This is a genomic window from Bacillus sp. 3a (assembly GCF_017161885.1).
GTDB lineage: Bacteria > Bacillota > Bacilli > Bacillales > Bacillaceae > Bacillus > Bacillus safensis.
Window position 1 is genome coordinate 331,439 of the sequence record NZ_CP067376.1, and the last position, 12,867, is coordinate 344,305.

At 41.8% G+C, this 12,867-nt stretch carries 15 protein-coding genes and 2 other annotated features (1 of these 17 running past the window's edge); all 15 genes read right to left on the reverse strand.

Annotated features, from left to right (window positions below; translation table 11 throughout):
• Window positions 1–34: 34 nt before the first annotated feature.
• Window positions 35–3,616 (reverse strand): DNA-directed RNA polymerase subunit beta, encoded by a 3,582-nt coding sequence (rpoB, locus tag JJ692_RS01500; RefSeq protein ID WP_024425866.1) that lies wholly within the window; start codon window positions 3,614–3,616, stop codon window positions 35–37.
• 255 nt (window positions 3,617–3,871) lie between these two features.
• Window positions 3,872–4,477 (reverse strand): class I SAM-dependent methyltransferase, encoded by a 606-nt coding sequence (locus tag JJ692_RS01505; RefSeq protein WP_024425591.1) that lies wholly within the window; start codon window positions 4,475–4,477, stop codon window positions 3,872–3,874.
• A gap of 96 nt (window positions 4,478–4,573) precedes the next feature.
• Window positions 4,574–4,939: a 50S ribosomal protein L7/L12 gene (gene rplL, locus JJ692_RS01510; protein WP_008345418.1), complete on the reverse strand. Its 366-nt coding sequence runs from the start codon at window positions 4,937–4,939 to the stop codon at window positions 4,574–4,576.
• Between the two features lie 48 nt (window positions 4,940–4,987).
• Entirely contained in the window at window positions 4,988–5,488 is a 501-nt protein-coding gene (gene rplJ / locus JJ692_RS01515) for a 50S ribosomal protein L10 (protein ID WP_024425590.1), read from the reverse strand.
• A gap of 69 nt (window positions 5,489–5,557) precedes the next feature.
• Window positions 5,558–5,698, reverse strand: a sequence feature (ribosomal protein L10 leader region).
• Window positions 5,699–5,747: 49 nt separating this feature from the next.
• Entirely contained in the window at window positions 5,748–6,446 is a 699-nt protein-coding gene (gene rplA / locus JJ692_RS01520; protein ID WP_017359164.1) for a 50S ribosomal protein L1, read from the reverse strand.
• A gap of 99 nt (window positions 6,447–6,545) precedes the next feature.
• A complete protein-coding gene (gene rplK / locus JJ692_RS01525; protein ID WP_003216956.1) occupies window positions 6,546–6,971 on the reverse strand; it encodes a 50S ribosomal protein L11 in 426 nt (141 codons plus the stop codon).
• A gap of 171 nt (window positions 6,972–7,142) precedes the next feature.
• The gene (nusG, locus tag JJ692_RS01530; RefSeq protein WP_003217197.1) at window positions 7,143–7,676 is read right to left on the reverse strand and encodes a transcription termination/antitermination protein NusG; all 534 of its coding nucleotides are present in this window, start codon (window positions 7,674–7,676) and stop codon (window positions 7,143–7,145) included.
• Window positions 7,677–7,847: 171 nt separating this feature from the next.
• Window positions 7,848–8,024, reverse strand: a complete 177-nt coding sequence (gene secE, locus JJ692_RS01535) for a preprotein translocase subunit SecE (protein ID WP_008345422.1) — start codon at window positions 8,022–8,024, stop codon at window positions 7,848–7,850.
• 34 nt (window positions 8,025–8,058) lie between these two features.
• Window positions 8,059–8,208: a 50S ribosomal protein L33 gene (gene rpmG, locus JJ692_RS01540; RefSeq protein WP_008356502.1), complete on the reverse strand. Its 150-nt coding sequence runs from the start codon at window positions 8,206–8,208 to the stop codon at window positions 8,059–8,061.
• Window positions 8,209–8,284: 76 nt separating this feature from the next.
• Window positions 8,285–8,941 (reverse strand): RNA polymerase sporulation sigma factor SigH, encoded by a 657-nt coding sequence (gene sigH / locus JJ692_RS01545; protein WP_008345424.1) that lies wholly within the window; start codon window positions 8,939–8,941, stop codon window positions 8,285–8,287.
• Between the two features lie 63 nt (window positions 8,942–9,004).
• A complete protein-coding gene (gene rae1, locus JJ692_RS01550) occupies window positions 9,005–9,517 on the reverse strand; it encodes a ribosome-dependent mRNA decay endonuclease Rae1/YacP (protein ID WP_024425589.1) in 513 nt (170 codons plus the stop codon).
• Window positions 9,518–9,519: 2 nt separating this feature from the next.
• A complete protein-coding gene (gene rlmB / locus JJ692_RS01555; protein WP_024425588.1) occupies window positions 9,520–10,269 on the reverse strand; it encodes a 23S rRNA (guanosine(2251)-2'-O)-methyltransferase RlmB in 750 nt (249 codons plus the stop codon).
• Window positions 10,253–10,684 (reverse strand): Mini-ribonuclease 3, encoded by a 432-nt coding sequence (locus tag JJ692_RS01560; RefSeq protein ID WP_003217007.1) that lies wholly within the window; start codon window positions 10,682–10,684, stop codon window positions 10,253–10,255. Before JJ692_RS01560 ends, rlmB begins: the two co-directional genes overlap by 17 nt.
• A gap of 3 nt (window positions 10,685–10,687) precedes the next feature.
• Window positions 10,688–12,088, reverse strand: a complete 1,401-nt coding sequence (gene cysS / locus JJ692_RS01565; protein ID WP_044333797.1) for a cysteine--tRNA ligase — start codon at window positions 12,086–12,088, stop codon at window positions 10,688–10,690.
• Window positions 12,085–12,738: a serine O-acetyltransferase gene (gene cysE / locus JJ692_RS01570; RefSeq protein WP_024425585.1), complete on the reverse strand. Its 654-nt coding sequence runs from the start codon at window positions 12,736–12,738 to the stop codon at window positions 12,085–12,087. Before cysE ends, cysS begins: the two co-directional genes overlap by 4 nt.
• 82 nt (window positions 12,739–12,820) lie before the next feature.
• Window positions 12,821–12,867, reverse strand: a binding site (T-box leader); it runs 184 nt beyond the window's last position.

The window sequence follows — 12,867 nt, forward strand, 5'->3', positions numbered from 1 at the left end:
GTTATACCCTAGTCACTTGCTCTAATCGTTTCTGCTATTCTTTTGTGACTGCGTCACGTTCAAGATCGACAGGTGCGAGGTCTGCAGCATCTTCGTCATTAGATAACGCTAATCCGTCTGCTTTCTTCGTTTCCTCATCGTCTTCTAAATCTCTCATTTCTATCTCTTCTTCATCGCCAGATAGGATTTTCACATCCATACCTAAACTTTGAAGTTCTTTGATTAACACTTTGAATGATTCAGGGACACCTGGTTCAGGTACGTTATCCCCTTTGACGATGGCTTCGTATGTTTTCACACGACCCACAACGTCATCCGATTTAACTGTTAAGATCTCTTGAAGTGTATATGCTGCACCGTAAGCTTCAAGTGCCCATACTTCCATCTCTCCGAAACGCTGACCACCAAACTGTGCTTTACCGCCAAGTGGCTGCTGCGTAACAAGTGAGTATGGTCCAGTTGAACGAGCGTGAAGTTTATCGTCAACCATGTGAGCCAGTTTGATCATGTACATGATTCCGACAGATACACGGTTGTCGAATGGTTCACCAGTTCGACCGTCATAAAGGACTGTTTTCGCATCACGGGACATACCTGCTTCTTCAAGCGTTTCCCAAACATCTTCCTCGCGCGCACCATCAAATACTGGTGACGCAATGTGGATGCCAAGGTAACGTGCAGCCATACCCATATGAAGCTCAAGTACCTGACCGATGTTCATACGAGATGGTACCCCTAGAGGGTTCAACATGATATCGATCGGTGTTCCGTCTGGAAGATACGGCATATCTTCTTCTGGAAGGATTTTAGAGATAACCCCTTTGTTACCATGTCGTCCGGCCATTTTGTCACCTTCAGAAATCTTACGCTTCTGAACGATGTATACGCGGACTAACTGGTTTACACCTGGAGGTAATTCATCTCCATCTTCACGGTTAAAGACTTTTACATCGTGGATAATTCCGCCGCCGCCGTGTGGAACACGTAGTGACGTATCACGAACTTCACGAGCCTTTTCACCGAAGATTGCATGTAATAGACGTTCTTCAGCTGTTAGTTCAGTTACACCTTTAGGAGTTACTTTCCCCACAAGAAGGTCTCCGTCTTTTACTTCTGCACCAATACGGATGATTCCGCGCTCGTCAAGGTTGCGTAAAGCATCTTCCCCAACGTTTGGAATATCACGAGTGATTTCTTCTGGTCCAAGCTTTGTATCACGAGCTTCTGATTCATATTCTTCAATATGAATAGACGTGTAGACGTCATCTTTTACAAGGCGCTCACTCATGATGATCGCATCCTCGTAGTTGTAACCGTCCCAAGTCATGAAGCCGACCATGACGTTACGTCCTAGAGCCAATTCACCTTTTTCCATAGAAGGACCGTCTGCAAGGATTTCCCCTTTAACGACTTCATCTCCAACACTTACGATAGGACGCTGGTTGTAGCAAGTCCCTTGGTTAGAGCGGACAAATTTCAGCAGGCTGTATTTGTCTAGGTTTCCTTTGACTTGTTGTCCGTCAACGTCTTCATAACGGCGAACCCAAATATTTTTTGCTTCTACACGTTCTACAACACCTGGGTAGCGGCAGATGACAGCAGCACCAGAGTCTTTACCTGATACGTACTCCATACCTGTACCAACAATCGGTGATTCTGGCTGCATCAAAGGCACAGCCTGACGCTGCATGTTCGCTCCCATTAGAGCACGGTTAGAGTCATCGTTTTCTAAGAATGGGATACATGCTGTCGCTGCAGAAACAACCTGCTTTGGCGAAACGTCCATGTAGTCAACGCGGTTTCGAGGAACAACGGTGTTTTCCCCTCTGAAACGAGCAATGATATTATCATCGATAAACGAACCATCATCAGCTAACTGAGCGTTCGCTTGTGCTACTACGTAGTTATCCTCTTCATCAGCAGTTAAGTAATCGATTCTCGGTGTCACTTTACCAGTTTCAGGATCAACCCGGCGGTAAGGTGTTTCGATAAATCCGAAGCGATTCACTTTTGCAAATGAAGATAGAGAGTTGATCAAACCAATGTTTGGACCCTCTGGTGTTTCAATCGGACACATACGTCCATAGTGAGAGTAGTGAACGTCACGAACTTCCATTCCTGCACGCTCACGTGTCAAACCACCCGGTCCAAGCGCTGACAGACGACGTTTGTGCGTCAATTCAGCAAGCGGGTTTGTTTGATCCATGAACTGAGAAAGCTGAGAACTACCAAAGAACTCTTTGATAGAAGCGATCACAGGACGAATGTTGATCAGCTGCTGAGGTGTGATCGTGTTTGTGTCTTGAATTGACATTCTTTCACGGACAACACGCTCCATTCTGCTTAGACCAATACGGAATTGGTTTTGCAGAAGTTCACCTACAGAACGCAGACGACGGTTACCAAGGTGGTCGATATCATCTGTGTCACCTACACCATGAAGAAGGTTGAAGAAGTAACTGATTGACGCAATGATGTCAGAAGGCGTGATGTTTTTCACAGCTTCCTCTACATATGCATTTCCAATCACGTTGATCACTTGCTCGCCTTCTTGATCAGTCGGTGCATAAATCTTAATAGATTGAAGTTCTACTTCATCTTCTACTACGCCACCATTAGGATAAAGCTTTCTAAATCCGATGCCGTTTTCTAAGTATGGAAGAACTTTATCAAGAACTCTTCTGTCTAAAATTTGACCTTTTTCTGCTAGAATTTCACCTGTTTCAGGATCAACTAGCGTTTCAGCCAATTTTTGATTGAACAGTCTATTTTTAATATGAAGCTTCTTATTAATCTTGTAGCGTCCAACATTTGCTAGGTCATATCTCTTCGGATCGAAGAAGCGGGAGTCTAGCAAGCTTTTCGCATTTTCAACAGTTGGCGGTTCTCCAGGACGGAGGCGCTCGTAGATTTCGAGAAGTGCTTTATCCGCATTCTCTGTATTGTCTTTTTCCAGTGTGTTGCGTAAGTATTCATTCTCGCCAATGAGGTCAAGAATCTCTTGATCAGAGCTGAAGCCGAGAGCACGCAAAAGAACCGTAACCGGCAACTTACGTGTGCGATCGATGCGTACATAGACTACATCCTTCGCATCAGTTTCGTATTCTAACCATGCGCCACGGTTTGGAATGACAGTCGCAGTAAAACCTTTTTTACCGTTTTTGTCTACTTTACCACTGAAATATACACTTGGAGAACGCACTAACTGAGAAACGATTACACGTTCCGCACCATTAATGATAAAAGTACCTGTGTCTGTCATGATTGGGAAATCACCCATGAACACATCTTGGTCTTTTACTTCTCCAGTTTCTTTGTTAATTAAACGAACTTTTACTCTTAGTGGAGCAGAGTAAGTTACATCACGTTCTTTTGATTCTGCTACAGGATACTTAGGATCCCCTAGGCTGTAATCAATGAATTCAAGAGAAAGGTTACCAGTAAAATCCTCAATTGGGGATATATCTTGAAACATCTCTCTAAGACCCTCATCAAGAAACCACTGATAAGAAGAGGTTTGAATTTCAATGAGATTTGGTAATTCTAACACTTCGCTTATGCGTGCGTAGCTTCTGCGCTGGCGGTGTCGTCCATACTGAACTAGTTGACCTGTCAACTGATTCACCCCTCAAATCATGCGTATTATATGTGTAAAAAGTATTTCTGTCTTTCAAATGTCAGTAAAGAAATACTTTTACAAGACAAAAGAAAAAAGGGTTTCTAAAATAAGAAAACCACATCCAAAAACAAATACCGATTTTATTAGTTTTCCCAAGTATGCATAATTTATACAAAATAGTTGTTTTTTAAGCCTATCAAGCAAAATATACACATTGGCATTTTATAATGTTAACACAGCTAGGAAACTGCGTCAAACTTTTTTAGCTTTGATGATATAGTAGCCCTTTTTTTTCAGCACAACCTCGACTTCTCCAAAGAGCTGCTCTAATTTTTCAATCGCAGATGGTCCACCTTGCTTTTTCTGAATAACCACCCACAACTCACCTTCCGGCAATAAATGATCAGCACTTTTTTCAAAGATCGCATGTACAACTTTCTTCCCTGCCCGTATTGGGGGATTGGTCAGTATAGAGGCAAAAGCAGCTGAGGAATGAACATTCGAGAACAAATCACTTTGATAGATGCGAACATTATCAATGCGATTATGTTTAGCGTTTTCCTTTGAAAGTTCGACTGCTCTTTCGTTCACATCAATCATATGAATGGTACGGCTAGTCATTTCGTTTGCTAACGATAAGCCGATCGGTCCATAACCGCAACCGACATCTAAGACATCGCCATCCAAGTCAGGTTCTTCGAAAGCTTCAATTAAAAGCCTTGAACCAAAGTCGACTTCTTTCTTAGAAAACACTCCACTGTCACTTGTAAAAGTAAAGGTACGGTTTCTCAAGGTGAAGTCCCATGTCTGTTTATTGCTTTTCACTGATGGCTTTTCCGTATAATAGTGGTCACTCATGGTGAATGGACCTCCTCTGGATTCAATCGTTTCAGGAGATTAGAAAAGAAAAAGCCCGCCAGTAAAAGCGAGCTTTCCCAAAAGATTAGGCGAAGATTACTTAACTTCTACAGAAGCGCCAACTTCTTCAAGCTTAGCTTTAAGTTCTTCAGCTTCTTCTTTAGCAATACCTTCTTTAAGTGGTTTTGGAGTGTTGTCAACAAGTTCTTTAGCTTCTTTCAAGCCAAGACCAGTGATTTCACGAACCACTTTGATAACTTTGATTTTTTGGTCTCCAGCACCAGCAAGTACTAGATCAAAATCAGTTTTTTCTTCAGCAGCAGCACCGCCACCAGCAGCTACAGCTACAGGAGCAGCAGCAGTTACGCCAAATTCTTCTTCGATTGCTTTTACTAAGTCGTTTAACTCAAGTACAGTTGCTTCTTTAACTGAAGCAATGATTTCTTCGATATTTAAAGCCATTTGTAATTCCTCCATTTTAAGTTTTTTTACGTAAACGTAAAGTACGCATTAAGCGCCTTGTTCTTCTTTTTGATCTGCAACTGCTTTAGTAGCAAGAGCAAGATTACGAACTGGAGCTTGAAGAACGCTAAGCAACATAGAAAGTAAGCCTTCGCGAGACGGAAGTTCCGCAAGAGCCTTCACTTCTTCTACAGTCGCTACGTTTCCTTCGATGACACCAGCTTTGATTTCTAAAGCTTCGTGGCTTTTCGCAAATTCGTTGATGATTTTCGCAGGTGCGATAACATCTTCGTTACTGAATGCGATAGCGTTTGGACCTGTTAAGAAATCGTTTAAACCCGTTAGTTCAACTTGTTCAACTGCACGGCGAGTCAAAGTGTTTTTGTAAACTTTGAATTCTACGCCAGCTTCACGAAGCTGTTTACGAAGTTCAGTCACTTCAGAAACTGAAAGACCGCGGTAATCTACAATGACAGTAGACATACTATCTTTAAATTTAGAAGTAATTTCATCAACGACAACTTTTTTAGTATCGATTGCATTGCTCATGGTTACACCTCCTGTACATTCTTTGTGTAACACTTATACCGATCAGGCCATCACGTTCCTAACGAACGGTTCTCCATATAAAAAGCCTCCATTAAGACATGGAGGCTGTATATACAAGCATACGTTAACGTAAGACTGTGACATATACACCTCGGCGGGTTAATTAAGCCATAAGGCCCCTGCTGTCTACGGTATAAATGGACATTATTCTATTTTACAACATTTTGATATTATCAAAATGGTTGTCATAAGTCAAGAATTATTTTGCAGAGAAAGAAGATGGATCCACTTTCACGCCTGGGCCCATAGTAGATGTAACAGAAACGTTTTTCACGTATACACCTTTAGCCGCTGCAGGTTTTGCTTTAAGGATTGTGTCATAGATTGTTGCAAAGTTCTCAACAAGCTTTTCGTCCTCGAAAGAAACCTTTCCGATTGGCGCGTGGATGTTACCAGCTTTATCAACGCGGTACTCTACTTTACCAGCTTTGATTTCATTGATTGCTTTTTCAACTTCGAACGTTACAGTTCCTGTTTTAGGGTTTGGCATAAGACCTTTTGGTCCAAGTACACGACCGATCTTACCAACTTCACCCATCATGTCAGGTGTCGCAACGATTACATCGAATTCGAACCAGCCTTGTTGGATTTTAGTGATGTAATCAGAATCTCCAACGTAGTCTGCTCCAGCAGCTTCTGCTTCTTTTGCTTTTTCGCCTTTAGCGAACACAAGAACGCGTTGAGTTTTACCAGTTCCGTTAGGAAGTACAACTGCACCGCGGATTTGTTGATCGTTTTTACGAGGGTCTACGCCCAAACGAAAAGCAACTTCTACAGTCGCATCAAATTTAGCTGTATTTGCTTTTTTTGTAAGAGAAACAGCTTCAGCTACATCATACGCTTTTGTACGATCGATCAGCTTAGCAGCTTCTACATACTTTTTACCTTTTTTAGCCATTATAAAAATCCTCCTTATGTGGTTTTAGCGGAATAACCTCCCACGAATAAGGGTTGCGAACTTGTCAAAACCAAACTCGCAACCCAACAAGACAAAAAATTAATCTTCGATGACAATACCCATACTGCGTGCAGTACCTTCAACCATGCGCATAGCTGATTCAACGCTAGCAGCGTTTAAGTCAGGCATTTTTGTTTCCGCGATTTCGCGTACTTTATCACGCTTAACAGTTGCCACTTTATTACGGTTAGGTTCACCAGAACCAGACTCAATACCAGCTGCTTTTTTAAGTAAAACTGCAGCAGGTGGAGTTTTAGTAATAAATGTAAATGAACGGTCTTCAAAAACCGAAATTTCAACAGGAATGATAAGACCAGCTTGGTCAGCTGTACGAGCGTTAAACTCCTTACAGAATCCCATGATATTAACACCGGCTTGACCTAGTGCAGGTCCAACTGGTGGAGCTGGGTTAGCTTTTCCAGCAGGAATTTGCAATTTAACAACTTTAACTACTTTTTTAGCCACGAGACACACCTCCTTAAAGTCCGTGATGTGGTAATAGGGGAATCCCCCTCCCACTCAACAACTTCATTCTTTATATGAATGACGAAATAACTAGCTAGCGATCTTGAGTGAACTCAAGACGTACCTTTGCTATATTACCACTTCTATACACTCATTTCAAGCTCTTTTAAATTACAATTTATCGATCTGCGTGAACTCAAGTTCAACAGGTGTTTCTCTACCAAACATATTAACGAATACTTTGACTTTGCTTTTATCGTAATCAATTTCTTCAATCGATCCAGTGAAGTTAGCAAATGGTCCATCAATGACCTTAACTGTTTCTTTCAGTTCAAAGTCGATTTCTGTTTTGCGTTCTTCAAGACCCATTCTCTTCAGAATGGTTTCGGCTTCGCCTGGCAGCAGTGCAGTCGGCTTTGAGCCTGATCCAGCTGATCCAACGAATCCAGTGACACCTGGTGTATTACGAACAACATACCAAGAGTCGTCAGTCATCACAATTTCCACTAGAACATAGCCAGGGAATACCTTCTTTTTGACGACTTTTTTCTTACCATTTTTAATATCCGTTTCTTCTTCTTCTGGTACGACGACGCGGAAGATTTTATCCTGCATGCCCATTGATTCAACACGCTTTTCCAAATTCGCTTTTACTTTGTTTTCATAGCCAGAGTACGTATGCACAACATACCAATTCTTTTCCATTTTCGTTCAGGACTATTTAGTCCTTCCCTCCCCACATTTCATAATGTCTATTTGACGAATCTCGAGTAACGGTAAATATTTTCAAGCAATTGAAAAAACCCGTAAAACGGGTTTTTTGGCAAGTCATATTATGATCTATTATAGCACGTTCAGCAGACCATTATTCAAGTATTAATGAATTAATTCGATTAATTGTGAGATTCCTATATCAAGAAAAGAGAAAAAGATGGCAAAGAATACGACTGTTAAAATAACAGTGATTGTGTAGCGGACCATTTCGTTCTTCTTTGGCCAGCTGACCTTTTTCATTTCTTTTCCGACACTTTTTAAGAAACTGATAATACGCATGTAAAAGACCTCCACAGATTAAAGAACGCAAATCTTACTTCGTTTCTAAATGTGTTTTATGTGAATTACAAGTCTTGCAATATTTCTTAACTTCTAATCTTTCAGCTGCTGAAGCAACACTTTTCATTGTCGTATAATTGCGGCTTCCGCAGTCTTTACAGGCTAGAGTAATCTTTTTCCTCATATTTACACCTATTTTCTCGACATCATTTCATTAGTACCTTATCACAGTGTCGAAAAAGCTGTCAATATAGGTTTGATTAGAGACTAATCTCGCGAAGCTCTAAATATTTCTCTAATTTTCTCTTTACTCTTTGGAGTGCGTTATCAATTGATTTCACATGACGGTTTAAATCTTCCGAAATCTCTTGATAGGATCTGCCATCGAGATAAAGCACAAGTACCTTTCTTTCCAGCTCGCTTAGCAGTTCACCCATCTTCATTTCGATATCATCAAATTCTTCTTTGCTAATGATTAAGTCTTCTGGGTTAAGCGCTTTAGCACCGGAAATGACATCCAATAATGTTCTGTCCGATTCTTCATCGTAGATCGGCTTGTCTAATGATACATAGGAATTTAACGGGATATGTTTTTGGCGAGTAGCTGTTTTAATTGCGGTGATAATTTGGCGGGTAATACATAATTCTGCAAAAGCCTTAAATGAAGTAAGCTTGTCCTCTCTGAAATCGCGGATAGACTTATAAAGTCCGATCATTCCCTCTTGGACAATGTCCTCTCGATCCGCTCCTATCAAGAAATAAGATCTTGCTTTCGCACGTACAAAATTGCGGTATTTCGTTATTAAATAATCTAGCGCATCACTATCTCCGACATGAACCCTTTCAATGACTTGTTCATCTTCCAACTGGCAAAATTGCTCTCTGATGGACTTACCCTTGCTGTTGTTTAGATTCACTTCGATCCCCCCGACCGCACCTAGATAGAAATATTATACATTAATGGTTGAAATATCGTCAAGCTATTCCAGATTCCCGCGCCGCCATTTTTCAAACGTTTTCAATACATCTTCTGACAATTCAATCTTAGATGCTGGTTTATCAGACGTAATCTTTTTGACCCTCGTTTCAATCTTTCGTTCTATCACTTCAATCTCTCTTAAAAGCTCACGAGCCGACTTCCGAAGAGCTCCTTGTCCAAAAATAGCCCATTGTTCCGTAAAATCTGAGGTTGCCACATGAATTTGCGTCCGAATATTATTCAAATCCTGCGCCAGCTTTTCAATCCGCTCATCTGCCGTTTCATTCTCTCTCGTAAAGATGACCTCTACTCGGTGGTTAGTCCGCTTCTTTTCAATTCCTTTGACCATATGGGCATCGAATACGACAATGACTCGATACCCAGTGTAGGCTTGATATTCTGCTAAATGTTGAATCAGCACGTCTCTGGCTTCTTCAAAGCTGTTTTCCTTTAAGTGCTGCAGCTGAGGCCATGCACCTATCATGTTGTATCCATCGACTAAGAGGATATCCATCTCTATTCTCCTAACGGATAACGTTTTCGATACACTTCATACATCAATAGACCAGCAGCAACTGATGCGTTTAACGAAGTAACCTTCCCGGCCATAGGCAGTTTAATCAGAAAATCACACTTTTCCTTAATCAATCGGCCAATTCCTTTTCCTTCACTGCCAATCACAAGAGCCAGCGGCATTGTGCCATCAAATTGTCTGTAATCCTGTTTAGCAGACGCATCTGTTCCCGCAACCCAGATTCCTCTTTCTTTCATTTCATCAAGGGCTCTTGAAAGATTGGTCACTTTTGCAACAGGGATATGCTCAATTGCTCCAGTGGATGCCTTAGCAACTGTTGTTGTTAGACCGACCGCTCTCCTTTTCGGAATGACAATCCCGTGTGCACCTACAGCATCTGCCGTACGCATAATAGATCCTAAATTATGCGGGTCTTCAATTTCATCTAAAATCAGAAAGAAAGGCTGCTCATTCCGCTTTTCAGCGATTTGATACAGATCGTCCAATTCTGCATATTCATATGCTGCTACTTGTGCAACGATTCCCTGGTGCTGACCTGTAACCATTTGATCAAGCTTTTTCCTCGGAACATACTGAATGGTGATATTTTGCTTTTTAGCGAGTTCAATGACCTGCTGGGCTTGTCCTTTTACAGTGTTTTCCGCCATCCAGAGCTTGTATAACTCCCGATCTGACTTCAGTGTCTCAATCACTGCATTTTTCCCAATGACATAATCATGTTGCTGACTCATTTGTCTTCCTCCCTGACGTTCCGATTTCAATCGCCTGACTAATCAGCTCTTCTAAGCGTTCGTCCTGCTTTTCGATAAATAAATAACCCATAAGCGCTTCAAACGCTGTACTATAACGATACGTTTGAACGTCTGTGTTTTTAGGCACTGTGCCTGATTTTGCGTTTCTTCCTCTTTTCAGCACCGCTTCTTCTGCTTCAGTGAAAAAGCCTTGCTGCTGAAGCGTAAATAAAATAGCAGCCTGTGATTTAGCTGAAACAATTTTGCTTGCTCGTTTGTGCAGCTCATTGGGTTTTGTCGCCCCCGTTTGGAGGAGGTGATGCCTCACATATACTTCAAAAATGGCATCACCCATATAAGCCAGCGCAAGTCCGTTCAGCTGTTTACCGTCTTTCAGCTTTTCAAAATTCAACATTGCCTATTCTCCTCTTTTCCAGCGAGTACCTTGAGGAGTGTCCTCCAACACAATATTCATGTTCTTTAATTGATCACGAATTTGATCAGATAGAGCAAAGTCACGATTTCTTCTAGCTTCATTGCGTTTTTCAATTAACGCTTCTACCTCTTCGTCAAGCGTGTGCTTTTCTTCTAATGAGAAGCCGAGAACAGACGTAATTTCTTGGAACAAGCCGATAAATGCCTTGATCACTTCCTCCGAAGTATGATCATTTTCCATATAATAATTCGCCTGTTTTGCTAATTCGAATAAAACAGAGATCGCATTTGCCGTATTGAAGTCATCATTCATTTCAGAAACAAATGTCGCACGCTGCTCTTCAATTTTTTCCAGCCATTCAGCATTATCTTCCGTAATATTCGTACTGCTCTCAAGACGGTGATGTAAATTCGCATACGATGTCTTGAGTCGGTTAAACGCACTCTTTGTACTTTCTAATAAATCCATTGAGTAGTTAATTGGGTGGCGATAGTGAACCGACAACATAAAGAAGCGGAGCACATCAGGATCTTGTTCTTTCACAATGTCATGCACGAGCACAAAGTTGCCAAGTGATTTTGACATTTTTTCATTATCGATATTAATATACCCGTTATGCATCCAATACTTCGCAAAAGGCTTCCCTGTCAAAGCCTCAGATTGGGCAATTTCATTCTCATGGTGAGGGAATGTTAAATCCTGTCCGCCAGCATGAATGTCGATCGTATCACCTAAATATTTTTTGACCATTGCCGAGCATTCGATGTGCCATCCTGGGCGTCCTTTGCCCCATGGGCTATCCCAAGAGATTTCCTGATCCTTTGCAGCCTTCCAAAGAGCAAAGTCCAGCGCATCTCGTTTCTTTTCACCTACACGAATACGAGCACCTGTCTTCAGTTCATCAATTGATTGGTGAGAAAGCTTTCCATAACCTTCAAATGAGCGTGTGCTGTAATACACGTCACCATCTGCTTCATAGGCGTAGCCTTTTTCAATCAATGTCGCAATAAACGCAATGATATCATCCATGTTTTCCGTCACTCGCGGGTGAAGGTCTGCTTTTTTGCAGCCGAGCGCACTGACGTCTTCGAAGTAAGCTTGGATAAAACGATCAGCAATTGTCGGCACATCTTCTCCGAGTTCATTGGCCGCTTTGATGAGTTTATCATCCACATCTGTAAAGTTTGATACAAAGTTCACATCGTAACCGCTGTATTCTAAATACTTACGTACAGTGTCATAAACAATAGCAGGTCTAGCATTCCCGATATGAATGTAGTTATAAACGGTTGGTCCGCACACATACATCTTGACCTTTCCTGGCTCAAGCGGGACAAATTCTTCCTTCTTACGTGTCAATGTATTATAAATATTGATTGTCATGATTGTTCTTCCTTTCTGCTCAATGAAGCCAGCTCACCTTTTAGCTTTTCCATTTCTCGTTCCAATTCTTTAAAACGATCGGAAACTGGATCTGGCAAATCTTGATGGTTGAGATCACGATTGATTTTCTTTCCATTTTGAACGACCACTCGCCCAGGTATACCTACAACAGTGGAATGGTCTGGGACGTCTTTTAACACGACCGACCCTGCACCAATCTTGGACCCTTTTCCAACCGTGATAGAACCAAGCACCTTGGCACCTGTCGCAATGAGGGCATCATCTAAAATGGTCGGATGCCGCTTTCCCTTTTCTTTCCCTGTTCCCCCTAATGTCACGCCTTGGAAAACAGTGACGTTGTCTCCAATTTCACATGTTTCCCCGATCACGACGCCCATGCCGTGATCAATGAAGAACCGCCTGCCAATGGTTGCCGCCGGATGAATTTCCACCCCTGTGAAAAAGCGGCTGACCTGAGAAATGATCCGCGCAATAAAATACAGCTTCCGCTTATAAAATGCGTGCGCAATACGGTGAGCCCAAATCGCATGAAGCCCTGAATAGGTTAGCACTACTTCAATATAGCTTCTAGCAGCAGGATCTTGATCAAACACAGTATCAATATCTTCTTTCAGCATTTTGAAAAACACATGCTCCCCCCGTTCTTCCCCATGAATCTCTCTTAGGACTTGCTCTCTTTTTTTGGACAAATAAAAAACGCCTCTGCCAAATGACAGAGACGTTTTGAAAACGCGGTTCCACTCTGTTTAGAAAGCTAC